Source organism: Enterobacter sp. H2G27 (genome assembly GCF_054403075.1).
Genome location: NZ_JBSVSI010000001.1, coordinates 3,203,684 through 3,225,771 on the forward strand (window position 1 = coordinate 3,203,684; position 22,088 = coordinate 3,225,771).

Here is a 22,088-nt window from a genome sequence, read left to right on the forward strand (position 1 = left end):
GAGTTGGGTCCGTTAAGGCCGCGACAAGGATGCTGTATACACTGCCTCCTGATACCTGCCCTCCCGAAATATCCAGGCTTTAATGCCTGTGCTCGATGGTGACGTGCCGACAATCACCGCCACGGGATGTGGAAGATCACGTGCATTTTGCCTCGCGAATCGCGCAAAACTGGCAATGTCAGTCCCTGAGATGTGAGGAACTGCCTGCGGATGCGTATGCCAGTATCCAACCAAGCGTAATCCCTTCCTGTTTGCGTTCTCGATTTCAGTGCGGCAGCGATCGTTGTTCAGTTCGAGCCACGTTCTGCCAGCGCGGTCCGCAGGATGTGGCGCTGAAGCATGACACAGTACAATGCCGACGGGATCGGCGGGATCGACAAACAGCTGCCCGCCTCGCTCATTTTCTCCCTGTGACTGCCGGTAGTGACCGAACATCTCAGAGACCTGCCGCCCAACCTGCAGCTCCGCATTCATATCTGGCCAGGCCCAGCGCCATGCTATTTCATTCATGCGTTTTGCCCGGGTTTCGGCCAGTTACGTTCAAAAACACTCTGGACAACTCCTTCAGGAAGTACAGGTCCCGTATAGCGTCCCCCCAACACTCCGGCCTCATCAGGGCGATACACACTGGAATGCCATTGAGTGACATCCCCTACAGTCGTCAGGTAACGTATTGCGGCCTGAGTGACCATTGTTGCAACACCATTCATTCCCGCCGAGCCTCCCGGTATAAAACTTTCACCACAGGCAGGAAGAGGCACAACGCCCCCATCCGGCCAGTCGGTAAACTGGTGCCTGAAGTCACCTCTATCGCTAAAAAGATATCTTGCATCAAAGCGGCCTTCAGGTGCGATCAGTGCATGCCCGACAAGTGTATGCGGCTCACTCCAGGCCTGTATCAGCCCCCATTTCGCTCCGGAGGCTTTCTTTTCCCAGAGGGCAGACTCTGATTCCCAGTCCGCTGTCGTGATAATAACCAGATCAACATCCTCGAAAATATCGGGTTTTTGACCCATAACCCATTCGATGTATGTATCCAGCGCGGTGACATCAAGCACAGGCAGATCCTGAAGCAGTCTATGGCGCATGGCCTGAGACTTAAATTTGCCTAAATCCTCAGCACCCAGCATATGCCGCCCCAGATTGGGTGACTCCAGTCTGTCAGGATCGATAAGGGTCAGCCTGCCCAGACCGGCCCTGGCGAGTTGAATACTTACAGCAGATCCCAGCGACCCTACACCGACAAAGACAACATGCGAGTTCTCAAGTATTTTTGCTGTGTTACTTCGATCCCGTGAAAAAAATGCTCCACGATCAATAATGTTCACACGCGATGACAGAATACTGGCCGGAGGTCCTTCTTTCTTTAACCCGGACTGACGGCGTGAGGATCTCAGGCCGTAAAAATGTGTACGGTCTGTTTCCTTCTTTCTGGTGCACAGGTTAACAGTAAATCTTGCCGCCCCGTCCCCACCCGGTAATGCCATGACAACCCATCGGGAAAGCAAAGCACTACTCTTTTCTGACCATTCAGACATCGCGGCCAGGGATTCTTCAGAAATATGGGGAGCAAGCCATTCGAGAAACGCGTGAGGTTCAGGCACCTTAATGCCAGGGAAAGACGTCAGTTTGACAAAGAAACCTGCTTCATGGGGGCTTCTTATCACAACCGAACGGCCAGTGGCACGTCTGAAATGCTGGCGGATAGCGTTCTTGTCAGACGAAACCCATACCGGGTTGAGGCCAGTATGACCGGTATACCTCGGATCGCTTACAACATACAAAACTGAATCCGATTCAGGCTCCCCCAAAAGAATCAGGTTACGTGCCGATCGTTTAAGCTGCCAGAGCCAGTAAGTGGAAATTTCATTCTGAAACTCCGTTTCCCGCCGTGCAGGATCTGCGTTTTCCAGAGAAAAAGACACAATGCTCGCAAAACGGGATAAGCTGTCCTGAACAATTTTCTCAGGCGAGCCCGTAACGGGCTTTTCCCTGAATCCATGGAGACACAACCCGGACGCCATGGCATGGGGCCAGACTAACCACGGTGAAGGTTCAACCTGAAGGCTAGGGGATTCAGACGGGAAATTGTTGGGAAAACCAATCCGTAGTCTTCGCTCAAGGCCGGTGTAATCAACGGGTAAAGGAAAATAAAAGGCGGCCGCCTCACCGACCCGCAGTTCAGCGGGCCTGAGTAGAGCCGAAGCATTGTCCGCGCCCAGACAGTCTTTAAGGGCGGAAATGCCGCGTTGTATCATCTCATCCTTCATATCAGCCGAGTCGCCCGACAGGTGCAACATTTGCCTGAGACTGGTTACTGCTGACTGAACTCCCGAACAGAGCCCCCATTGCGACAGAGTTTCGTGTCACACCATCTTGCCGCCCGGGCATCGTCCAGTTTGCCGGAATGCTCTCGTTAACTTCGCGAACGAATGTCGGACCAATACCGAACTGCTCCTGGACCGCCTTCGCAAAGGTTTCTGTCGACGCGTGGCTGTCGAGCCCCAGCGTCAGCGCCGAACGGGCACTCGCATGCCATTTATTAAAGGCATCAACGTATTTATAACCTTCATCCGGACGATTCCATTTTTCCGCAAAATTCTCGCCGTTATCTTCAGGATTGCAGACGTAATACTCATTACTGTAACGATGAATATGGTCAGGCATCCTGTTCACGATTGCCAGGATAGCCTGAAGCGGGGTGAAGGCGGTATATTCTGACTGCGCGACAACATCCAGATAAGCGTGAGTCGCAAGCGTGGTGATAACTGCCGAAATAGGCCGGTATCTTTCATTTTTCGTCCTGATCGCCCATTCATCCCTGTGCCTTTTCATCAGTTTAATGCTCGCACGTAACGGATCATCTTTTTGATATTCTTTATATTCAGGCAGCGGGGCCTGGGTCGCAGAGTCCATTACTGCATGACTTTTATTAAACTCAACAACATGTTCAAGCATAATGTCCTGCTTTGACGCATCATGCAGCCAGTCTGCATAAGGAATGGGACTGCTTGCCTTCCAGCCGTGCTCCCTGTCGGGTACTTCGAGCATGCCCAGTCCGTCGCTTTGCTCATTATGATGGCAGGGACGTGCAGGTGTGACATCAATGTGGAAACCCGGATTTTCATCGGCGTAAACAATCCTGACACCGCGACGAAGTTGTTGAATATCCTCCTGAACCCTACTGCCCTCCTGGAAGCGACGTTCAATGACCTCTAATACAGTCCGGGCATCGATCCCTCTGGCATGGGGCAACCAGACAATCGCATCAGCATCAATTGTCCCGAGATCTGCTGGCGCCCCAGGCACCGGGTTAATCGTTGTCTGAAGACGCATAGAACCCTGGGGAAAAATATGGGCATCCGCCAGCAGGGGATCATCGGCAGCAGAAAGAATTTTTTCCAGCTGAGAGTAGCGAGCATCAATAACACTGTACTGAGCTGCTGATAACGAAATTTTTCGGGCTGCACGGAGAAGAAAATACTCCCAGCTGCGGTGTTTAGTCTGTTCGTTACTCATGGACGTTGCTCCTCTGTACATCCGATGCTAAGCATGGGGCGAAACTGGTTTGCGTTATTTTTGTCACGGTCAAAGATGATGTAGGGATGCTGATGCTGAGTCGTCAGCAAAGCCCCAAATTCAATGGCCAGCGCAGCAGGCACCGCGGCAAAAACATGAATGGCCTGGGTCGTGGTGGCTTCTAACTGACTGAGCAGCTTCTGTAGCTCATCTCTGAACGCATGGATGACCCTGCGGTTTGTCACCATGGCGTAGCTGGGTTCAGGTACAGTGAATTCTACAATTCGGGCACCCGGCAGTGCGGCGGTAACATCGCCTCGCGGTACCGCTGCGGAAAGAGACAGCACCAGAGCAACTGGCCCCTCACCTTGCGGAAGTTCAGAAGAGATAAACACCGGCGGCAGGGCATCTGTATCCGGCCAGCGCAATATATGTTCCCTGTTAAATGAATACTGAAAGCGTTTATAGCGGTCGCCAATGGTCTGGCCGAGGAAAAACAACGCCGGAATATCCGCAAGCCCAACCATGGCCAGAGCCGGCTTATCGCCAAATTGCCCCCCGCGGCGGGCAAGCCCGGCCTCGAGTTTTTCAGTGATTAAATCCTTAATCGCCTGCCAGTAACCCGCATCCCTTCCCCGTGAACTGGGCTCAGGGAACACAACCGTAACCGGATGGCACTGTGCCGTAAGCCCTTCTGCAGACATGGCGGTGAGAAGGGCCTGCGCCGGAATTGCAACCAGAGTCTGATGATGCTGGCTTTGAACGATAACCGGTATGGCGCGTTCCTCCCCGGGCGTGGAAGCCGCTAAGCGAATTCTGGTCAGGCAGGCAGAGTGAAGTCCGCTAAGATCGTCTTCAGGATAATTATCGCCGTCACGATCAACCCGGTCATGGCATCCCGGACACAGTAGCATAAGATTCTCGCTGTCATTCGTCAGTGCCAGGGCCTCTTCTTCGCTGTGTGTGGCGTTTCCCCTGGGGCCTTTCGGGCTGGCAGGAAGAATATGGGCCACTTCTCCCCATTTCATCGGCGTACCGATACGAAAATCATGGGTCAGATCGGTTCCGCAGAGTTCACAATGACCCGCTGCACGGATCCAGACCAGAATTTTCACTTCAGGGCTAGTGTTAAAACGCCCACTCGAATCATCCGCCTTTTTTTTCGCATTCACGTAAGGGTACTCCTGAAAAGGAAAAACCATTAACACGGGAAATACTGAAATAGGTGCTGTTCATCTTTTTTCAATACGCAACCGCGAAAAATATAACTCGCGAAACAAAATACGGAGCGGACCGCCTATAGCGCTGCCAGGTTTTCATTGAGCGATATGCGGACATTACTAACAGCATTCTGTGTGAAACGGGGAGAAGTCACCGCTTTCCAACCCATTATTTCAGCGTGCCGAACTGTTTGTTCTTCAGTGCATATAGTCGGTCGAACTCAGCATAGGGCTCTCCCGTTTCAGCGGCGTGCCGGGTTTTAGCGTCCAGAAGGTCGGGCAAAGGGATCCCATGACTCAATGAGTGGTAAAGATCATAACCACTGACACAGATAACCCGCTTCCCTTTACCAAAAGCCGTCAGACCTTCAGGCGTAAATCCCATCCAACTGATAAAAATGCCGCGTGTCCAAGTTGCCTTGGTACTGAGCTTTCCTTCAAATACATGGAGATCGGCAGCCGACGTTCTTTTCTGATGCCATTTTGCCTCCATCAGGTAAAATTCATCATTCAGTCGGAAACTTCCGTCAATCTGTTCGCCTGTATTTCGGAAAGACGAACGGGGAGCAAGCTTAAAGATACTGAACAGTTCAGCAAGCCAAGTTTCAAACCGAAAACCACGTAGTTGTGGCGGCAGAGATTTCATCTCGTTCATTTCAGCGATAAGTGAAGGCCAGTCAACACCATGCCATGCCTGGACAGGCTTTACGCCTTTGGCTTCATTGGTGTCAGCGTTTTCTAAGCGGGAAATCAGTGCAAGATAGTCATTACGGCTTTGTTCAGCCTGTTCAGGCATGGATTCTGTTTTATACTGCCAGAGAGCGCCAAGAACCCGCAGAGCGGTCTCACGATCAGTCTGTTTCAGCAAGCATCTAACTCGTTTGGCTTTTGATGTCCCCTCTTCCTGATAACGTTTATCATCAATATCAATGTTCAGTTCTTCATCAAAAAAAGCAGACAAGGTGCGGTTAGAGAAATCAAGTATCCAGCCAGGATCGCTCTCAAACACGAGATTAAACAGCCTCAAATCCTGCATTTTCAGTTTCACACCTACCTCCTTTTTTTCACAGTATAACGGGATGAAAGTGGAGGAGGAAATGAGTCAGCACCTGTACACCAGCATTAGCGTGTTCCGCTATTGGCACTGAGCGGACTGTCAGTTTAGGTTAAGCCCTGTGCAGCAACAGTGCCAGTCAAGTTTGAGCTAATTCACTTTATCTAAATTACAAAGCAGAGCTTCAGCTACGAGGTGATTATTTTTTTCTGTGTACATGAGAATCGAATGCTAGTCTGACACTCTCAACGTTTCGTGACCAATTTTTTAGAATAGTATCCGCTAATGCATCTTGGCTTGCATTTGCTAATCGGTATTTTTTACTTTGATTGTTAATCACAAAATCTGATTCTTCAACATATTCCCATAAGGGGTCAATAAGGTCATTCACTGCCGCAGCTTTACTTTTCCAACCACCTTGTGGTGCAAGTTCATTTATAAGGTCTACTAATTTCCTCTGAATAACAATGTATACCTCTGTTTTCTTCTCCCCCCCTTCTTTCCAGCCTTAACTCTAACGCCTGATAGTTCTGATTGTTTATCAATGTAAACCTTGAACCAAACCATTCCGATACACTTATCAAATAGACTAAAAGAGGTATTTAATGCCCTTAGCGCGATGCATTCATTTTCCGATGCTACCGACTGCCCCCATTGATACAACATTGAAGCATTAAAAAGATGCGCAAAAAATATGTCATCAATTCTGATGGGCTCGATAATTAATGGAAAAAAAGTCTCCCGATAAATACGACTCTGTAAGTCTCGCCAGCACTCCTGTACAGGATCATATAATTCTGTGTACTCCTCTTTGAGCTGTAACATCCCATTAACAGTGTGACTTTGATAATCCCGAAGATGAGGTTCTGAGTACAACCTTACACGCGTACCCACTTTTGCAGATTTCCAGTACTGTTCTCTCATTCTGGCTAGTTCTTCTTGCATTACCGAGTAGCTTTCATCAAGTATTTCAGCATATCTCTCCCACTTGCAGTGTGACATCTCCTCAGAGACTTCCTTTCTTTTCTGGCTAATTTCTTCACAAATTTCAGATACAGAAAACATTAATCCACCATATATCAACAAGTTAAGTCTTGTAAAAAATGTCTTTTTGCTACCCGGATTTTTTGCAAAATCCTTTGATCATACTCTTACACAACCAAACTGAACTAATGCAAGGTAACTTAACATGAACACATCCAACGTCAGAATCCTTCGTTTAACCGACGTCGTCAGCAAAATGGGCATAAGCCGCTCCACCATCTATGATTGGCTCAATCCAAAATCTTCGCGCTACGATGCATCGTTTCCCAAACAGCGTCGACTGGGTAAGCAATCTATCGGCTGGCTGGAAGCTGAGTTAGACGAGTGGCTTTTACTCCGTAGTCAAGTGGGTTACTGAGTCTTAATGAATTGCAAGTAAAGGCCATTAAATTTTTGGTCTTAGACTGATAACACTGTGAGGATGCCAATTGTCATCAAATGCTTTTTTGCGCCCTCAAAGCCAGAGGCGTCTGACGTGTCAAAAAATAATTAATGATACCGGATTCAAATCAATGAAATTTTTTGCTTACTTCGCTTGTGTTGACTCTGCTGGAGCAAAAGGAGTTAGAGAGCATACTGTTTTTCAAGAAATATGCGATTTTTTCCATGTAGACTCAGAGAATATTGTTATTGAAATTGTTGACATTAAACGACCATTTTCAGAACAACGGCTTTTAAAGGAGCTCATTAATACAAAAATGAACCGTGGTGACACCATTGTAATTACTGATTTAAGCTGTCTGGGAAGAAATGTTGAGGACATAGAGGAGGCTTTATTTTTATTTTTTCGAAAGGAGATAAATGTCTACTGTTACCATCCTCGCACTAGAATTGAGCCAGCAATTGAATGCTGCATGTCATTTCTGATAACAGTCCAAAAAAAAGTCGACATTCATAATCTTAAGTCAACAAGGAGTCGGCATCGGACAATGAAAAAAGCGTTAGGAAGAAAAAAGGGAAGTAAATATAAGATGGAAATATTAAAACTTAAGCTAAAAGGACATACACAGATACAAACAGCTAAAACTCTAGGAATCAGTATTTCAACAGTCAAACGCCACTGGAAAAAAACATTTATTACTTAGCAAAAACAAGCTAATTAGAGAGTAACTTTAATATAGCCACCACAGGCCAGGACTGTCTTTGTCTAAAATTTAGATGTTGGAAAGGTATTATAATGGCAATCTACTCTTAGCTATGACTAATAGTCATCTAAGAGCAGTATTATTAATCAAGTAATTATCAGATCACAACAGTATGGGGATACGATGCTCTGATGCCTGAATATATCTGAATCAAAGACAATGTACAGTCTTATCTGTGTGGCAATCATTAATATGGTCTTTAAAGACCGTAGGACTAACCACATAGGAATTCTGATATGAGTTATGTTGAACTTTACCGATCAATAATCAATCAATCATTGAATTTGATTACGAACAGGCACCAAAGAGTTGTTGCATTCAGAGTTGATACTCATTTTCCGGGGATAGTTGACAACGGTGATAACATTTGCTGCTTTCATAACCTGAAACCTGGTGAAATTAGCCGTATGTGCAAATCAATGGAGGCTAAGCTCATAGCCGATATTCAGAGAAAAGAGCGAGAAGGGAAACGTGTACACCGAGGAACAGTAATTATTATATGGGCGAGAGAATTTTCATTATCGGGTAAATGCCATTACCACCTTTGCCTGCTGTTTAACAAAGATGCCTATTACCATCTCGGGGATTATGAGCAAGAAAATACGCTAAGAGCAATGATCACCGGATCTTGGTATAGCGCGATGGGCCTACATCTGGACGATTATCGAGGCTTGGTGCATTTTCCAGAGAACTGCCGTTATGTACTAAACTCTAATCATCCAGACTTCCAATGCCACTATCAGGAGCTGCTGAACCGCCTTGATTATCTCGCTAAAATAGAGACCAAGATTTTTGGTGAAGGATATCGTAATTTCGGTTCTTACCAAATCGATCTTTAATTTCAATGTGGCCTTCCTGTTTAGGGAAGGCCTTTTTCACATCAGGGATAAGTGATGTGCCCTACAATCGCGCAGATGAGTCGATAATCGCTAACGTAAAAGATCTCCGGATTTTCTGCATTTTGCTCGCCGATAAAAAAGATCCAAGCTTTATCTTTCAGCCCTTTACCTTTAGCTTCGATAGCCTCTGTGCGAGCTGCTTCCAGCTCTTTACGAACCACGGTACGCTTGGCTTTAGACCAGCTAGCCCATTCGATGTAGATCTGGTAGCTTCGGGTAGGTTTAGGTTTACCTTCCTCATCTTTTCCCCATTCACCAGACAGCGGAATGATTAGGTTTTCATCATTTTCAGTAAATTTATTCCAGAGCAGTGATGCATAAAAGATCTTCGGCTCAGGGTAAGGTTGAACCTCATTCCGGAGCTTTTTAAATGCCGTCATGTAGATTTGACCACTGATTCCGGGAACGTTAAGCGACATTCCCCGGTCATGCGGGAAACGGATGAAGGCACGGCAAATATTGCGAATAGCATTCACTTGACGCCGGGATTGTCGTTCGGGTGAATTACCTTCACCAGATTGTGAGGATGCTGAACGTGTCGAACTGGATTTACTTTCATCACCAGAGAAACTTGATTCAACAACTGGGCGTTTTTCGATCAACTTTAGCCCCGAGGGCATTAACCCCGGAGCACTGTCCAGTATGTTGCGGACACTGGCCTTCTGGCCTTGGCGAATTACTGTGCTTTCAGCATCAGCATCACATTCTGGATGATGCTGAATATGGCGTTTCTTTTTAAAATAGGCTCTGACTTTTTTATCTTTTTCCCATGCAGCAGGATGCATGGTTATACCACACCCCCAGCACACGTAACCTTCAGTATCAACGCTATCAAGTAGCCACAGATCCTCTGCTTCTACAATCTCACGGGTATGTTTATCACGTGCAGACTCCATTACTTTCTCCTTGTTAGGCTTTTAACCGTCATTCAAACTTCTGTTCCCTCTCACTATCTTCCCGTAACTCGCGTTCTTTTTGACGTTCCACCCACTTCTTCATTTTTTCGCAAACTACTTTCGCAGCCTCGGCGATATCTGGACGCTCATGTTGGCTCAGTGTACTGATAGTCCTTGATCTAGCTTGCATTATGTTCGCAAGGCTACCAGTCCAGGATGATGGAGTAATGCGCTCAGCAAAAGACTCCAGTACAGCTAGTGGCTCAGGTGACGCCTCTAGAAGTTCTATAGCCGTTTCGTGTATGGTCAGTGCACTCTGCTCACCATTTTTTGACCAAAGATTTATTCCACCAGCTACAACGGGCCAAACAAAGGGATCATTTCTGGCGCGGCACCATGCAATTAGAACGCTTGTATTTATTTTTGCTAGGGGATAAGTGCGTAAGCCACCACGATTAATAAAGAATTGTCTTCTTTGCCGCTGTTCCTCAGTACCTTCAAAAATGCGATTGAGAAATGCTTCTGTCATCGATGCAGCAGTTGTAGCTATAGTTTTATGAAATCCAGACACATATCCATAATGTTCATCAATGACGCTGAATATGGTGTCCAACCACTCTATTTTTCTTGAGTCATTACCATCGAAACGCAATGCAGCATGGATAACTTGTTCCATGCGATAATCGATTGCCCCCCCTTGGTCTCTGTCGCTGTTTTGAATCCTCTGGATAGCTGCTGCGAGACCGATTAATCGAAAGTCTGCACCGAGCGTATCTGCAGATTCATCTTTACCATGAAGCTTCATGGATAGTGCATCCAAAATAACATCGTCGCCGCTAACTTTATTTAGGAGGCGCTTAGCAAGATCAAGTAAACGGACTCTCGGTAAATTGGCGTATTGGTCTCGCCAGAGAATTGGCTCATACATAAAAGGGCTAATGTCTGGATCATCCAAATGCTTCATGCAGCGATCCAAATCATTTACTGTAAATTTCCCCCAAGGATGCAAGCCAACCAATACCTGTCGCAGTTCAGGATGCTGCGCACATTGGTCGAGAAACTTCTGTGCTAATGATGGATCGACAGAGTCAACTTCTTCGATGAATCCCCCAATAACTCCAAAGTCTTTGTTAGCATCTGGCTGTTTTTCAATTTGTTCAACAAGTCGCTGCCAGCCAATACGTAGATCATGTGCCCCTCGAGCAAGTCCTCGACCAAAGCCAGCACGATAAGGCATTCCACCGATGGAGAACAGATCTGCTCCTAACTCCTCAAGTACATGATTTGATGAGGCAAAGTTTTGTCCCAATTGAAGTGCTTTAGCTTCAAGTCGTTTTCCAGCTGCGGTATATTTATCGGAGTCCTCATGATCAAAATCCGCATCCAGTGCCCAATAATCATGATTTTTACTCAACACGTATGTCTTTATTGTTGGAATTAACGCAATGGGCTCCAACTCCTTCTCTAAGGCAGCAAGATTATCCGGCAACTGCTCAACATCATCTCCATCGCTACGCTTGGTATAGTCAAAATAAACCGTTGAACGAACGGCTTTCCAACCTTCCCCCCAAGGACTTAAAACATTTAATGTACGGGCAGCATCGATGAGTTTGTCTCGCATTGCTTCTTGAAACCAAATTCCCCTGAATTTGTCAGCCAGGATTGATCTTGCAGGCTTTTCAAGCTCAGGATCTCCGGATGCCGCTAATTGGATAATGACGTCAATAAAGGCGCTGCGCCATTCAACAAGTTCATCATAGTTGGGTTCGTATCCATAGTCTCTTGGTCGAGCTCCAAACTCACTAACTCCAAACCCTGACCACGGAGGGCCATCCAAGGCGGTTGACAGCATCTTGAAGCCCAAAGATCTACGCGTAAGAGTGCTTGATGCAATGCATTCGTTCATTAAAGCAATACGCTGGCTCAGGGATGCATGAGTACCAGACAGATACGCCTGGAAAAACCTTGGGACCATGTTTAGAGCAGAATCCAGATTATTATTATCGGCTTCGTCCTCTGCCATTTGGATAAGAAGCCTGGCGCATCGCTCAAAGGCATTCGGTTCGTATGCCATCAATTGTAAAAGACGCAGAATACTACGTCGCTGCGGATTGTAGCCCGGCTCCATACCTTTGAAATCAGATGATGAGAGTACGGCAGCCTCAATTCTGTTGAGCAATGCTTCAGGTGCAACCGGTCCGATATACCCAAGTATTCGTAACGAAATATCATTTAACTCGGCTATTCTTCCTAACATCCCTTCAGGCTGAAGCCAGGCTTCTACAATTTCTTTCGCAACAGGATGGTCATGCAACAACCCCAAGCGATGCGAAAAAGACATTAATAAACGCTCACAATCCGGAGCTTCAAAAGTCGCCCTAAGTTGATCAACGGGAATACTGTCGAGTGCGGATGCTGCCAATCTGTTAGCAATGGCATGAGGTAAGATAGCTCTCCAGTGAGATCTTTTCTGAACGATATGACGTTCCATCAACTTCGTAACGGCTTTAAATAACTGGGTTCTGGAATACTCAAAGAGCGCCCCTAATATTTCCAGTTCATCGGTAGCAGCATCTTGACTAGATACCGAGAATGAATACACCAGTGACAATATTTCAGCTTGCTCCCGTAAATTACCGTCGGGTTGATTACGCTGTTCAAACAAACGATTAAACAACTGCGCATCAGAAAGTAGAGCCAAACTCTAGCCTTCCTCCCCTCTCTCCGCTATAGCCAAAGCAACTCTTGCATTCCCATCTGCGAACTCAGCAATACGACGGGCATTATTCTGACCAATAGATGGGAAGCGACGGATAAGAAGTTGCTCAGCCACCTCTGGACCATCTGTCTCAATATGGATGACCTCAGTTGTCTGTGGTTTGTCATCCCTAATGTCGTACTCGATCGTGATGAGACTTACTTCTTTTCCTGCAGCTGATACCTTGCTAGCAAGTGAAGCATGGAGTTCTGATGGGCAATTATCAAGGATCATAATTGCTCGTCGGTCCTCAGCGATCAGCTTATCAAGCATTGCTGTCGCCGACGGTACTGGCTCAGAGCCAGTATCAACATAAATAGCTACTGTCCGGTCAAGCGCATCTGTTCCAATAGATTCATCAAAGAGTGCCTGAACGATTCGAGTCTTCCCAACCCCAGACAATCCTGTAATACGAACCGCCTTATTCGTCGAGCGGATAAGTGCTCGCATTGGGCTAATTGCTTCATCAATTTTGAGTTTTTGTCCCCTTCCCGACGGTAAAGTAATGGTTACGCCTGGGGCTGAGATTAGAGTGTCTGTAACACCTTGTGGCGGATTGCTCCAAGCTCCGTAGGGTTGCCAGCCGGAATACCCTTGCCCAAGCTTCCCTTTTACCCACAGCATGACTGATGGATATTGGCGCAACCATTGAATGAGTTTGGAACGGTCGTAGAAATCAAGATGAAGAGTGCTTTTATTAGGATCATCTTTTACTGCATCCCTCATCGCTTTGAGACGATCCGCCTTTCCTGACGGCGAGCAATCATCACCTAGGCTGACAATTATGTAGCTGCCTTGTTTTCTGGCTTGTTCAGATATGATGGGTGAAAGCGCTTCGCCGATGCCCATTTCCTTCTCAATTGCAGCCTTTGGCATCTTATATTTCTTTGCCTGAAAGACCGTATCAGGCCTAACAAGAAAGCCAGCCTTCAGCTGATCAACTGGAATCTGAACATGGATGTCAATTCCTCCGTCAGGGGCTGTAATTGAACCAGACCAATTTACACATGCTGGGCTATGACCATGTATTGCCACTTCAGCTTCCGCTAGCCGAGCTATCAGCTCTTCTAGCTGAGTATCGGAGAGCCGAAGTAATTCGTCCTTTTCAATGTCAAAGATTGCCACGCCTTCACCTTAGTAAAAAATATCTGTCATTGTTCTTACACTATGGATACATATTCGTGCGCCCCGCACTCTTAAGAGCAAGCAAGCGCTGTTTAAGTTTTTTTGCTTTGCCAGGATGGAATCTGGCCAATAAATGAACTAGCCCCAATGTTTGTGCATAAGGGCCCTTATCGAACTCGATAATTTCCCCCCTAAGAATGGCTTGCTCCAAATGATGGACTGCCGATCGTATCTGACTTTGCTTAGCGGAAGAGAGACCGGGTTTTGAATTCACCGAAAGCTTGGTAACTTCCATCCGTTGCCCAGATGTTCTGATTTCGTGTTTAGCTCGTTTAGGCTGGTAGCCGTGCCTAGAAAGCATGCCATAAATCGAGGCTATCACATTCGTTTTATCCGGTTTATCAAGAAAGTTTACTGACGAGACGGCGATATCATCAACGTAGCGGGAATAAATTATTCCTCTTGCCCGAAAACTGGCTTGCAGTGCCGGTTCATCTTTCCAAAACGCCAGGTTAGCCAGAAATGAACTAGTGATGGCACCCTGAGGTAGCTCCCCTTGTCGGGTCGTCAGCCAGGTCAAACATTCAGCTACTTCATTACCGAAGCCAAAGAAATGTTGCCATATGTTATGCACTATTGTGTCTGAAGTTGACGGGAAAAAACGCGTGATATCTTCATTAATAACAATCGAAGAACCAGCGTGTAAAGTTGCATTGGTTTTATAATCACAGCCTTTCAGACTACCTGTCAAATATGCTGGATAAACAACGTAATCAAGAATATTGCGCCTGATATTGCGTTGTACTTTTTTTAGAGGTGCATATGCATCCCAAGTCTGGCGCGTACTTCCGTCAGGCTTAGTGATCGAGCTGGCGAGTCGGTACATATGGTCCGCACGATTGGCTAGATTAAGGAGTTCGATAGGAGAGATGTTCAGCGCTTTTGATAGCGCTGTCATACTGCTGATGCGTCGTTTGCTATAGAAGGGCGAGTCAGACGGAGTGTGAATCATTAAGCAGCTCCAACGCAGTACGCGCAAGTTCTCCTTGGAGTCCTTTATCAATACCGTTAAGATCACCGGCCTCTGCTGCAATAAAGAAAATAATGCTGACAGGAATGTTGAGAGCAGAAGCAATGCTGTTAAGGGTTGAAAGCGTCGGATCTCGTTTATTGTTTTCGAGCATGGAAAGATAAGAAACAGAACATTCTGCCTTCCGAGCTAAATCCGTCTGTGATATTCCCCTTCTGGTTCGGCATAACTTGATAGCCTGTCCGATATTCATAATTAACTCCGCAAATAAATATTGGGCCTGCTGCGTCTTGGCTCTGCTGCATTATTTCATCCAATCATCAATGTTTGTGATCAGACGAACCACAACGTCAATAATACGCAGTGCCCGGAAGACGATATCGTCAAACCGGAACCCGCTTCTTACCGGGCTGTCACGATGTATGCGTAACTGATGCAATACATCTTCCAGCTCTGCCAGAGCGCCAGCATCGAGTTGGCTGCAGTGAGCATCGCGCAGCTTTTCAAGCGTTGCGATGGTGTTCTTTAAAGTATCGTGTTTCATATTGCTCTCCTTTGAATCGGCAAAACGCCGAAGCCCCGTAACAAGGCGATGGCCGAAAGGAGCCAACCCGATGCGCAAGCCCAACACCAGTCTTCGCGACGATGAAGCCCCGTTTATTCCGATAGCGCACTAGCCCAGTAGCCGCATATCGCGACTGGCTACGAATCACCATCATTACGAACGTGCTTCAGACTGACCGATGACGCTGGTCTGCCCGTCAAAATCTCCAACACCGGATGAAGGAGCGGCCTGATAAACAGGCAATTACGCTAGACCTTCGCTGTTACGATGAGAACAATCATTTTAAAGAACACAGCTCAGGCGGAACGCCTGACCTGTGATGATTAGACCATACACTTCGACTAAAAGCAATTAAATTTCACTGTCAGTGAAATTTAATTGCTTATTAAATACACCTTATACACACAATTTCATGTTGGATAGACAGCTCCCTATAATTGATTGCAATTGATACAGAGCTATTTCTTCAATTAGCTTACACCGCAAGTTGAACTGGCGCAGACAAGATTCTCACCGTTTCAATTGGCTCGGTCTGCACTACCTATGAAGCTTCAAGCAACAGGGATATAGGTATGTAATTGTCAACTAGAATGTGCCATCACGTCCGCAATGTCAGCTTATTGTCCAAAGCTGGCCGCCATTTAGGGCATATGGGTATGTTGCCGGTATACCCGTTTATCTCATTTCTCGGCGCAGCCGAAAAGCCACAAACTTGGCAGAAATCAGGTTTTAAATGACGAAAGGACGCAACATCAGCCTCATGTTTCATGAGAAAATCGGGTGCGAATGCGGCACTACTTCTGCCTGAGCGCGCATTTCTTTTATACAGTACAGCCTCACGCCTTGCTCATGGTTAAACTCAACGTGATGCTTATTATTTTTTCCATTCTGGCCGTCAGTGACTGTACTTTCCCCGAAAATGACATAGTTACGTCCATCAGTTCTCTGTGTTGAACCAAAAATGATGCCATCATATTTCTCACGCGGGTAGCAACGAATGAGTTCAGCAAAGACCTGCGTCTCAATATAACTGATGTCATTCGCGCGCAAGGGCCTTGAGATCAAGCGATGAAGTGTATTCACCAAGTATCTGTTCTTGAAAGTTTTATCCATTACCGGCTTGTCGAGAATATGGGCGTCAGCGTAAGAAACATTATCCAGAAGCGTAAAATCAAAAAAACGCAGCTCTCGGGTGGTAACAAACTGCCCTATGGCAACGATGTCATTGATAAACGGATGGAGTTCTGCGATGGCGGTTTCAGCGTCGCCTGCGGTATATAAAAAAGAGATGCCCGGAGGGCTCATGCGGCTATTGGTGGCCAAGTGACTCGGCGGTGCGGATAGTTCCTTAACCGGATCTGAAAGGAAAGCCATTTTTTGTTCATTATCCCTAGCGATACGCCCTCGATACAATACCTCTCCTTTTTGAAGGACCGTCAATGCGGTGTTGAAGTCTTCCTGCTCCTTCTCAACACTGTGGAAACATGAATCAATGAGGTCAGTATAATATTTGTATGCCCCTGAATGGCTAAAACGCCGGACATGCTTCAGTTCATAGGCCATATCTTCCCATCCCCGGATTGCGTTGTCTCTGCACGTGGCTATAAAAGCCTCATCGACGATATTTCTGTACCAAGCGCCCTCCCGGAAGAAGGTATCGCCTGGCTGACAGAGTAATGCGGCAAGCAGCCCCAGGAAGTCCTCATTATCATAAGTAAATCGTTTCAGTACGTCCTTCAGCGGGAGTGTGTCTGTCGAATGACAGTCCGCAAGGGCATAGTGGTCACGTAGATGGCCCCTCAGGGTGAACTCGAAATCTTCCACCAGAATGCCATCAGACCGGCTTTCTGAACATATCAGACATTGTTTACCGGAATTCAGCTGACTGTTTTTTTTATTGAAGTAGTAGGCACTGCGATTGCATTCAGCACATATATAACCACAGGATGACTGAATTTCATGCTCTCGCATTTCTGCGAACATATTTTTAATTAATCGATTTACCATCTGTCACTATTCCTAAGTCTTGAGTTGGGTCGGAAATGTCAGCATTTCCGGTCGGCGGCGTCGACAAACAGGGTGCAGGTCAGAGAGATCCCCTGTGGCAGCAGCGTGCCCCCTGTGTCCAGTTGCTGCACACGCATCGTCAGCAAGGATACGTCAGCCATCAGGATACACTGCAGACCTGCATTGAGAGAGTCCTAGTTATTCTGCAACAGATGAAGGCTTGCTAACGTAGTACGTTGTTCTGGGGAAACAGGTCAACTTAGTGTCTCACCCAGAACTGCAATTATCTCTCTCGCTAAATATCCGCATGATGTTAACGATTTGGCCTTATCACTTATCAACACTGCAATTTCAAGATGTGGTACCTAAAATTTTGATGTTGACGCCGTTGTGGCGGGTGTACTTATTGTTGTTCGTCCCACTCGTGCACTACTGCTAACAATGGTGCTGACGCTGCTTGCGGGCCATCTGCTCCGGTTCGCCATGAAGCTTCATTCAGCCGTATTGAGCCAGATGCGAGACTGTGAACGCTTCGCTACCGTGTGCAGGTTTTGATGAAGTGCACACATCACAGAATCTGTGCTCTCTATCACCAATACCACTTTGAGCGTTCACCAGACGTTGAGATTGCATTCTTTCTGAAATGCAATGACAGATAAGATATAATTGCATTTCGCTCAAAGTGGAGGGCAACCATTTGAAAATAAATACTCTGGCTGTACAGAACTTTCGTTGTTACCACGAGAAGTCTTTTCGGTTCCACCCGAGTGTTAATCTGATTGTAGGGCAGAACGCTACAGGTAAAACAGCACTGCTGGATGCTGTGTCTGTTGCCATCGCATCATGGTTACTCGGATTCAAAAAGAAAAATGATAAAAAGGGCATTGAACTCTCTGATGCGACGCTGTCATTTGTGGAAAAGGAGGGAGAGCCTCAGTTTACTGAGTCCTGGCCTGTTATTGTCACTGCTACAGGTGTGGTAGAGAACGAGAACGTTACCTGGGAACGCTCTAAAGCCAGTCAGGGTGGAAATACCCGTTACGGTAATGCCAGTGAGTTGATCGCGCTCGCAAAGCGGTGTGACGCCGATTTAACAGCGGATATTTCACTGCCGTTGATCAGCTATTATGGAACGATGCGTTTGTGGCAGGACCCGAAAGCTTCCAGAACTAATCCTGTACAAACACGTTCTGCAGGTAAACCGTCCAGGCTGGATGGCTATAAACATTGCGTTGATCCCCGAATAGGACTTAAAGAATTAGTCGCATGGTTTGCTCGTCAGGAATGGCAAGCTTATCAGGCAGGAAAAGACTCAACGATGCTGACAGTCGTGCGTCAGGCTGTTGTAAGTTGTATCGAAAACGCAGTTCACCTTCGATACGATCCCAAAAGAGAAGAGTTAATTCTGACATTAAAAGGGGGGGAATCTTTACCCTTCAGTTTACTCAGTGATGGCCAGCGATGTGTGTTAGCACTCATTGCGGATATTGCACAAAAGGCTGCTTTATTAAATCCTCACCTTGGGGAAGATGTACTTGTAAAAACGCAGGGCGTCGTGCTGATTGATGAACTGGATCTTCACCTCCATCCCAAATGGCAACGTCATGTAATTGAAGATTTGCGCACTACATTTCCAAGCTTACAATTTATTTGTACGTCTCATTCACCGTTCCTGATCCAGTCTCTGCGATCAAGCGAAGAACTTATCATGCTTGATGGCCTGGCACCTGCTCAGCTTGCGAACAAAACCCTAGAGGATATTGCTGCAGGCATCATGAGTGTTAACACTCCACAGGTCAGTAACAGGTATGCGGAAATGAAAGGCGTCGCAACAGAATATTTGAAAACGCTTAATGAAGCGAATACGGCGCCCGTGGAAAAATTACAACAGTACAAAGATAGACTAGCCGATTCGCTGGCTCCTTACGCGGATAATCCCGCTTTCCAGGCATTTCTGGAGATGCAGCGGGCGGCAAAACTTGGGGAATAATGGATGAGACCCGTAAAAAAAGGCACCTCTCCGGTTCATGGAGACTTTGCAAAATATGAAGATGCTAAAACAGATTTAGTCGGACGGTTGGGAAGCTATTGCAGTTATTGTGAGCGCAGGATACCGACTCTGCTGGCCGTTGAGCACATTGAGCCGAAGAAGGGACTTTGGGGAAAGCCCGAACTTGAGAAGCGATGGTCTAATTTTTTGCTTGCCTGCACGAACTGCAATTCCTGTAAAGGCGATAACAGGGTCAATCTGAGACGGCTGATATTTCCTGATCGTGACAACACGTTTGATGCGTATCGCTATGAAGCCGACGGAAATGTTCATCTTTCCTCTCACCTAACTAAGCGGCAAAAAGTCATGGCCAGAAATACACTCCGGTTAGTGGGACTGGATAAGCCCGTTCAGATTTACCTTGATTCAAATGACGAACAGGTAGCACTGGATCGCGTCGCTCAGCGAATGGAGGCTTTTGGTGTTGCCCATGAAGCATTGACCTTGTTTGAAGCGGAGCCCGATAGCATGGGTTTAAAGACAAGTATCAAGCGAACTGCATTAGCCACGGGTTTTTTCAGCATCTGGATGAAGGTCTTTGAAACTATTCCAGAGATGAAGTTGATCTTCATTCAGTCTTTTGCAGGAACAGAATTAAGTGGCTGTTTCGATATGGGCTCAGGCAACGTTCTGACTCCGGCTCCAAATCCTGATGGCATGGACCTTGGCGGTAAAATCTAGCGGGTCACCGTTGAGCAACATCGAATGTTGTGAGCTAGTTTCGCCATTGTCACAAAGCAGTCCATCAGAATCTCGATGAGATGCACATTTTTCAAATTGCACTCAACAGCAGTATAAACTGAGTGCAAGATAAAATTGATCATGTCCTCCGTCTAGCTATTATACATTTCAAATAATTTCAGATAGATATCATCTCAGTGAGTCCCCCGCATCCTTACCGGAGCGCGGGGGTTTTTATTTTCACGCTGAGATCTCTGTATGAGCAAATCTGAAGGCCTTCAGGCCATTGAGAAACCGCTGGCTTCACTTCCTGCCACTGTTCGAAATCTTATCCTCGACCACTTTCACACACTTACCAAATACGAACCCGTGATTGGCATCATGGGGAAAACAGGTGCAGGCAAAAGCAGTGTCTGTAACGCGCTATTTGCTGGCAACGTTACTTCAGTAAGCGATGTCAGCGCATGCACCCGGGAGGCATTGCATTTTCGTCTTTACAGCGGCGACCACAGCCTGGTACTGGTAGATTTGCCGGGCGTTGGCGAGAGTGAAATGCGCGATGAGGAGTACGAAGCCCTGTACCGCAATATTCTTCCTGAGCTAGATCTGATCCTGTGGGTTATCAAAGCTGATGATCGCGCTTTCTCGATTGATGAGCGTTTTTATCAGCAGGTGATGGCTGGCTATCAACACAGGGTGCTGTTTGTCGTTAATCAGGCCGATAAAATCGAGCCCAGCAATGAATGGGACGCCACCAGCAATACACCATCATCGAATCAGTCGGCTAATATTGATGCAAAAAAGGAATCCATTCGTCACCTGTTCTCCCCCTTTAACCCAGTATGCAGCATCTCTGCCAGAACGGAATGGAACCTTCCGATGCTGGTCGAAACCATGATGCGTTGTCTCCCGGATCGAGCGACCAGCCCTCTGGCAACGCAACTGCACGAGAGGTTGTGCAGTGAATCCGTAAAAAAGCAGGCGCGTGAAGATTTCGGTCGTGCGACAGGCGCAGTGTTTGATTCTGTGACAACGACTCTGCCTCAGTCATTCAAAGCCGTGATTAATAGTATCCGGGATGCCGTAGTGTCGATGGCGCGTGCCGTCTGGGACTGGATTTTCTTCTGACGAAATGAAACATCATCATGTCGATGGTGAATTATTTCGTTTATCCATAGGTTTACAGACAATTCCAGCATCACCGACACAACCTGTCGGCACCACAAGAAGATAATACCAGCTGTAAACTTGTACCCCCTCCCTATCTCGCACCCAGAGTACCAATCCGCACTAACCATGTGGCCACGCGTCACCGACATAACCTGTCCACCGCGCACATTACAGTAACGCCATCTTTATTAATTTCTTACTTGTTTTGGAGATCATAAATGTCTCAGGCTGAGCGTCGCTCTGATCGCTTGTCTGTCCGGCTGTCGCTGATTATCAGCCGCTTGATCGCTGGTGAAACGCTGAATGTGCGTTTGCTTGCGGCAGAGTTTAGTGTTTCGGAACGCACGCTGCAGCGTGATTTTCGCGAACGGTTGATTTACCTCGATCTCGAATATCAGAACGGCTGCTGCCGTCTGTTAACGGGAGGGCGACATGAACTCAGGGAAGAAGCTGCGATGCAATTTGCCCGGCAGTCAGGTATTGGCACGCTGTTTCCGGATATGGACAGCCATCTGGTCAGCTCACTTCTCAATCGTCAGGGCTCGCCGCCGTGCCTTGTCTGGCATCAGGAATCGCCAGCTTCCCCACCTCGTCCAGGTATTTTTACTCGCCTCGTCAGAGCAGCGACTGAACAACGCCTTATTACCCTGCTGGCCGACGGATGCCGTTGTGATGGCCTTGCACCTTACCGGTTAATTTTCAGTGCCGGTGACTGGTTCCTGGTGGGGGAGCACCTTGGGCAAATAACCGTTTTCCCGCTGCATATCATCCATTCCGTCACGTGTCATTCAGAAATGTTTACACCGAAAAGAGAGTTCACCAGCGTGCTTTCCCGCCCGGAATTTCTCCAGGCATTACCTCATTTTCGCTTTTTCCATTCACTGCTCGTCGCACCAGCGGTGGGTTGATACCTCAAAAGGAATAA

At 47.0% G+C, this 22,088-nt stretch carries 21 protein-coding genes; 7 read left to right on the plus strand and 14 right to left on the minus strand.

Annotated features, from left to right (window positions below; translation table 11 throughout):
* Positions 1-12: 12 nt before the first annotated feature.
* From ACW9E7_RS15090 to ACW9E7_RS15115, 6 genes are all read right to left on the minus strand, one after another.
* A complete protein-coding gene (locus tag ACW9E7_RS15090; protein ID WP_267695344.1) occupies positions 13-510 on the minus strand; it encodes a Mov34/MPN/PAD-1 family protein in 498 nt (165 codons plus the stop codon).
* Positions 507-2,270: a HesA/MoeB/ThiF family protein gene (locus ACW9E7_RS15095; protein ID WP_458728004.1), complete on the minus strand. Its 1,764-nt coding sequence runs from the start codon at positions 2,268-2,270 to the stop codon at positions 507-509. Before ACW9E7_RS15095 ends, ACW9E7_RS15090 begins: the two co-directional genes overlap by 4 nt.
* Before the next feature lies 1 nt (position 2,271).
* Complete coding sequence (locus tag ACW9E7_RS15100; protein WP_088498139.1) at positions 2,272-3,519, minus strand: nucleotidyltransferase domain-containing protein; 1,248 nt, start codon at positions 3,517-3,519, stop codon at positions 2,272-2,274.
* On the minus strand, positions 3,516-4,691 hold the full coding sequence (locus tag ACW9E7_RS15105; RefSeq protein ID WP_251893910.1) for an HNH endonuclease: 1,176 nt from the start codon (positions 4,689-4,691) through the stop codon (positions 3,516-3,518). Before ACW9E7_RS15105 ends, ACW9E7_RS15100 begins: the two co-directional genes overlap by 4 nt.
* Positions 4,692-4,908: 217 nt before the next feature.
* Entirely contained in the window at positions 4,909-5,787 is an 879-nt protein-coding gene (locus tag ACW9E7_RS15110; protein ID WP_458728005.1) for a restriction endonuclease, read from the minus strand.
* Positions 5,788-6,240: 453 nt separating this feature from the next.
* Complete coding sequence (locus tag ACW9E7_RS15115; RefSeq protein WP_458728006.1) at positions 6,241-6,858, minus strand: hypothetical protein; 618 nt, start codon at positions 6,856-6,858, stop codon at positions 6,241-6,243.
* A gap of 124 nt (positions 6,859-6,982) precedes the next feature.
* Here ACW9E7_RS15115 and ACW9E7_RS15120 point away from each other — a divergent pair, with 124 nt between their 5' ends.
* From ACW9E7_RS15120 to ACW9E7_RS15130, 3 genes are all read left to right on the plus strand, one after another.
* Entirely contained in the window at positions 6,983-7,195 is a 213-nt protein-coding gene (locus ACW9E7_RS15120) for an AlpA family phage regulatory protein (protein WP_071602232.1), read from the plus strand.
* A gap of 154 nt (positions 7,196-7,349) precedes the next feature.
* Positions 7,350-7,922 carry a recombinase family protein gene (locus ACW9E7_RS15125; RefSeq protein WP_458728007.1) on the plus strand — a complete coding sequence of 191 codons (573 nt, stop codon included), beginning with the start codon at positions 7,350-7,352 and terminating at the stop codon, positions 7,920-7,922.
* Positions 7,923-8,218: 296 nt separating this feature from the next.
* Positions 8,219-8,821 carry an inovirus Gp2 family protein gene (locus ACW9E7_RS15130; RefSeq protein ID WP_214577146.1) on the plus strand — a complete coding sequence of 201 codons (603 nt, stop codon included), beginning with the start codon at positions 8,219-8,221 and terminating at the stop codon, positions 8,819-8,821.
* 41 nt (positions 8,822-8,862) lie between these two features.
* On the opposite strand, the gene ACW9E7_RS15135 is transcribed toward ACW9E7_RS15130, so the two are convergent.
* From ACW9E7_RS15135 to ACW9E7_RS15170, 8 genes are all read right to left on the minus strand, one after another.
* Positions 8,863-9,777, minus strand: a complete 915-nt coding sequence (locus ACW9E7_RS15135; protein WP_458728008.1) for a hypothetical protein — start codon at positions 9,775-9,777, stop codon at positions 8,863-8,865.
* 28 nt (positions 9,778-9,805) lie between these two features.
* On the minus strand, positions 9,806-12,478 hold the full coding sequence (locus tag ACW9E7_RS15140; protein ID WP_458728009.1) for a hypothetical protein: 2,673 nt from the start codon (positions 12,476-12,478) through the stop codon (positions 9,806-9,808).
* 3 nt (positions 12,479-12,481) lie between these two features.
* Positions 12,482-13,660: a hypothetical protein gene (locus tag ACW9E7_RS15145; protein ID WP_458728010.1), complete on the minus strand. Its 1,179-nt coding sequence runs from the start codon at positions 13,658-13,660 to the stop codon at positions 12,482-12,484.
* Positions 13,661-13,700: 40 nt separating this feature from the next.
* Entirely contained in the window at positions 13,701-14,672 is a 972-nt protein-coding gene (locus tag ACW9E7_RS15150) for a reverse transcriptase family protein (RefSeq protein WP_458728011.1), read from the minus strand.
* Positions 14,653-14,943 carry a helix-turn-helix domain-containing protein gene (locus tag ACW9E7_RS15155; protein WP_004104673.1) on the minus strand — a complete coding sequence of 97 codons (291 nt, stop codon included), beginning with the start codon at positions 14,941-14,943 and terminating at the stop codon, positions 14,653-14,655. Before ACW9E7_RS15155 ends, ACW9E7_RS15150 begins: the two co-directional genes overlap by 20 nt.
* Before the next feature lie 51 nt (positions 14,944-14,994).
* Positions 14,995-15,234, minus strand: coding sequence for a hypothetical protein (locus tag ACW9E7_RS15160; protein WP_144839644.1), 240 nt, complete (start codon positions 15,232-15,234; stop codon positions 14,995-14,997).
* 786 nt (positions 15,235-16,020) lie between these two features.
* A complete protein-coding gene (locus ACW9E7_RS15165) occupies positions 16,021-17,262 on the minus strand; it encodes an RES family NAD+ phosphorylase (protein WP_144839646.1) in 1,242 nt (413 codons plus the stop codon).
* Positions 17,263-17,300: 38 nt separating this feature from the next.
* A complete protein-coding gene (locus tag ACW9E7_RS15170) occupies positions 17,301-17,423 on the minus strand; it encodes a hypothetical protein (protein ID WP_260985654.1) in 123 nt (40 codons plus the stop codon).
* Positions 17,424-17,959: 536 nt separating this feature from the next.
* Between ACW9E7_RS15170 and ACW9E7_RS15175 the strand changes: the two genes are divergently transcribed.
* From ACW9E7_RS15175 to ACW9E7_RS15190, 4 genes are all read left to right on the plus strand, one after another.
* The gene (locus tag ACW9E7_RS15175) at positions 17,960-19,252 is read left to right on the plus strand and encodes an AAA family ATPase (protein ID WP_144839648.1); all 1,293 of its coding nucleotides are present in this window, start codon (positions 17,960-17,962) and stop codon (positions 19,250-19,252) included.
* Between the two features lie 3 nt (positions 19,253-19,255).
* Complete coding sequence (locus ACW9E7_RS15180; protein WP_144839650.1) at positions 19,256-19,993, plus strand: HNH endonuclease; 738 nt, start codon at positions 19,256-19,258, stop codon at positions 19,991-19,993.
* A gap of 258 nt (positions 19,994-20,251) precedes the next feature.
* Complete coding sequence (locus tag ACW9E7_RS15185; protein ID WP_458728012.1) at positions 20,252-21,121, plus strand: GTPase family protein; 870 nt, start codon at positions 20,252-20,254, stop codon at positions 21,119-21,121.
* A 260-nt stretch (positions 21,122-21,381) separates the two neighbouring features.
* A complete protein-coding gene (locus tag ACW9E7_RS15190; protein WP_458728013.1) occupies positions 21,382-22,071 on the plus strand; it encodes a WYL domain-containing transcriptional factor in 690 nt (229 codons plus the stop codon).
* Positions 22,072-22,088 lie beyond the last annotated feature (17 nt).

Excerpts from the sequence above, each read along its gene's own strand:
- ACW9E7_RS15120 (WP_071602232.1), top strand. The coding sequence starts at position 6,983 with ATGAACACATCCAACGTCAGAATCCTTCGTTTAACCGACGTCGTCAGC.
- ACW9E7_RS15090 (WP_267695344.1), bottom strand. The coding sequence starts at position 510 with ATGAATGAAATAGCATGGCGCTGGGCCTGGCCAGATATGAATGCGGAG.
- ACW9E7_RS15125 (WP_458728007.1), top strand. The coding sequence starts at position 7,350 with ATGAAATTTTTTGCTTACTTCGCTTGTGTTGACTCTGCTGGAGCAAAA.
- ACW9E7_RS15150 (WP_458728011.1), bottom strand. The coding sequence starts at position 14,672 with ATGATTCACACTCCGTCTGACTCGCCCTTCTATAGCAAACGACGCATC.
- ACW9E7_RS15100 (WP_088498139.1), bottom strand. The coding sequence starts at position 3,519 with ATGAGTAACGAACAGACTAAACACCGCAGCTGGGAGTATTTTCTTCTC.
- ACW9E7_RS15130 (WP_214577146.1), top strand. The coding sequence starts at position 8,219 with ATGAGTTATGTTGAACTTTACCGATCAATAATCAATCAATCATTGAAT.
- ACW9E7_RS15165 (WP_144839646.1), bottom strand. The coding sequence starts at position 17,262 with ATGGTAAATCGATTAATTAAAAATATGTTCGCAGAAATGCGAGAGCAT.
- ACW9E7_RS15190 (WP_458728013.1), top strand. The coding sequence starts at position 21,382 with ATGTCTCAGGCTGAGCGTCGCTCTGATCGCTTGTCTGTCCGGCTGTCG.
- ACW9E7_RS15170 (WP_260985654.1), bottom strand. The coding sequence starts at position 17,423 with ATGGCTGACGTATCCTTGCTGACGATGCGTGTGCAGCAACTGGACACA.
- ACW9E7_RS15185 (WP_458728012.1), top strand. The coding sequence starts at position 20,252 with ATGAGCAAATCTGAAGGCCTTCAGGCCATTGAGAAACCGCTGGCTTCA.
- ACW9E7_RS15135 (WP_458728008.1), bottom strand. The coding sequence starts at position 9,777 with ATGGAGTCTGCACGTGATAAACATACCCGTGAGATTGTAGAAGCAGAG.
- ACW9E7_RS15115 (WP_458728006.1), bottom strand. The coding sequence starts at position 6,858 with ATGTTTTCTGTATCTGAAATTTGTGAAGAAATTAGCCAGAAAAGAAAG.
- ACW9E7_RS15160 (WP_144839644.1), bottom strand. The coding sequence starts at position 15,234 with ATGAAACACGATACTTTAAAGAACACCATCGCAACGCTTGAAAAGCTG.
- ACW9E7_RS15180 (WP_144839650.1), top strand. The coding sequence starts at position 19,256 with ATGAGACCCGTAAAAAAAGGCACCTCTCCGGTTCATGGAGACTTTGCA.
- ACW9E7_RS15155 (WP_004104673.1), bottom strand. The coding sequence starts at position 14,943 with ATGAATATCGGACAGGCTATCAAGTTATGCCGAACCAGAAGGGGAATA.
- ACW9E7_RS15095 (WP_458728004.1), bottom strand. The coding sequence starts at position 2,270 with ATGAAGGATGAGATGATACAACGCGGCATTTCCGCCCTTAAAGACTGT.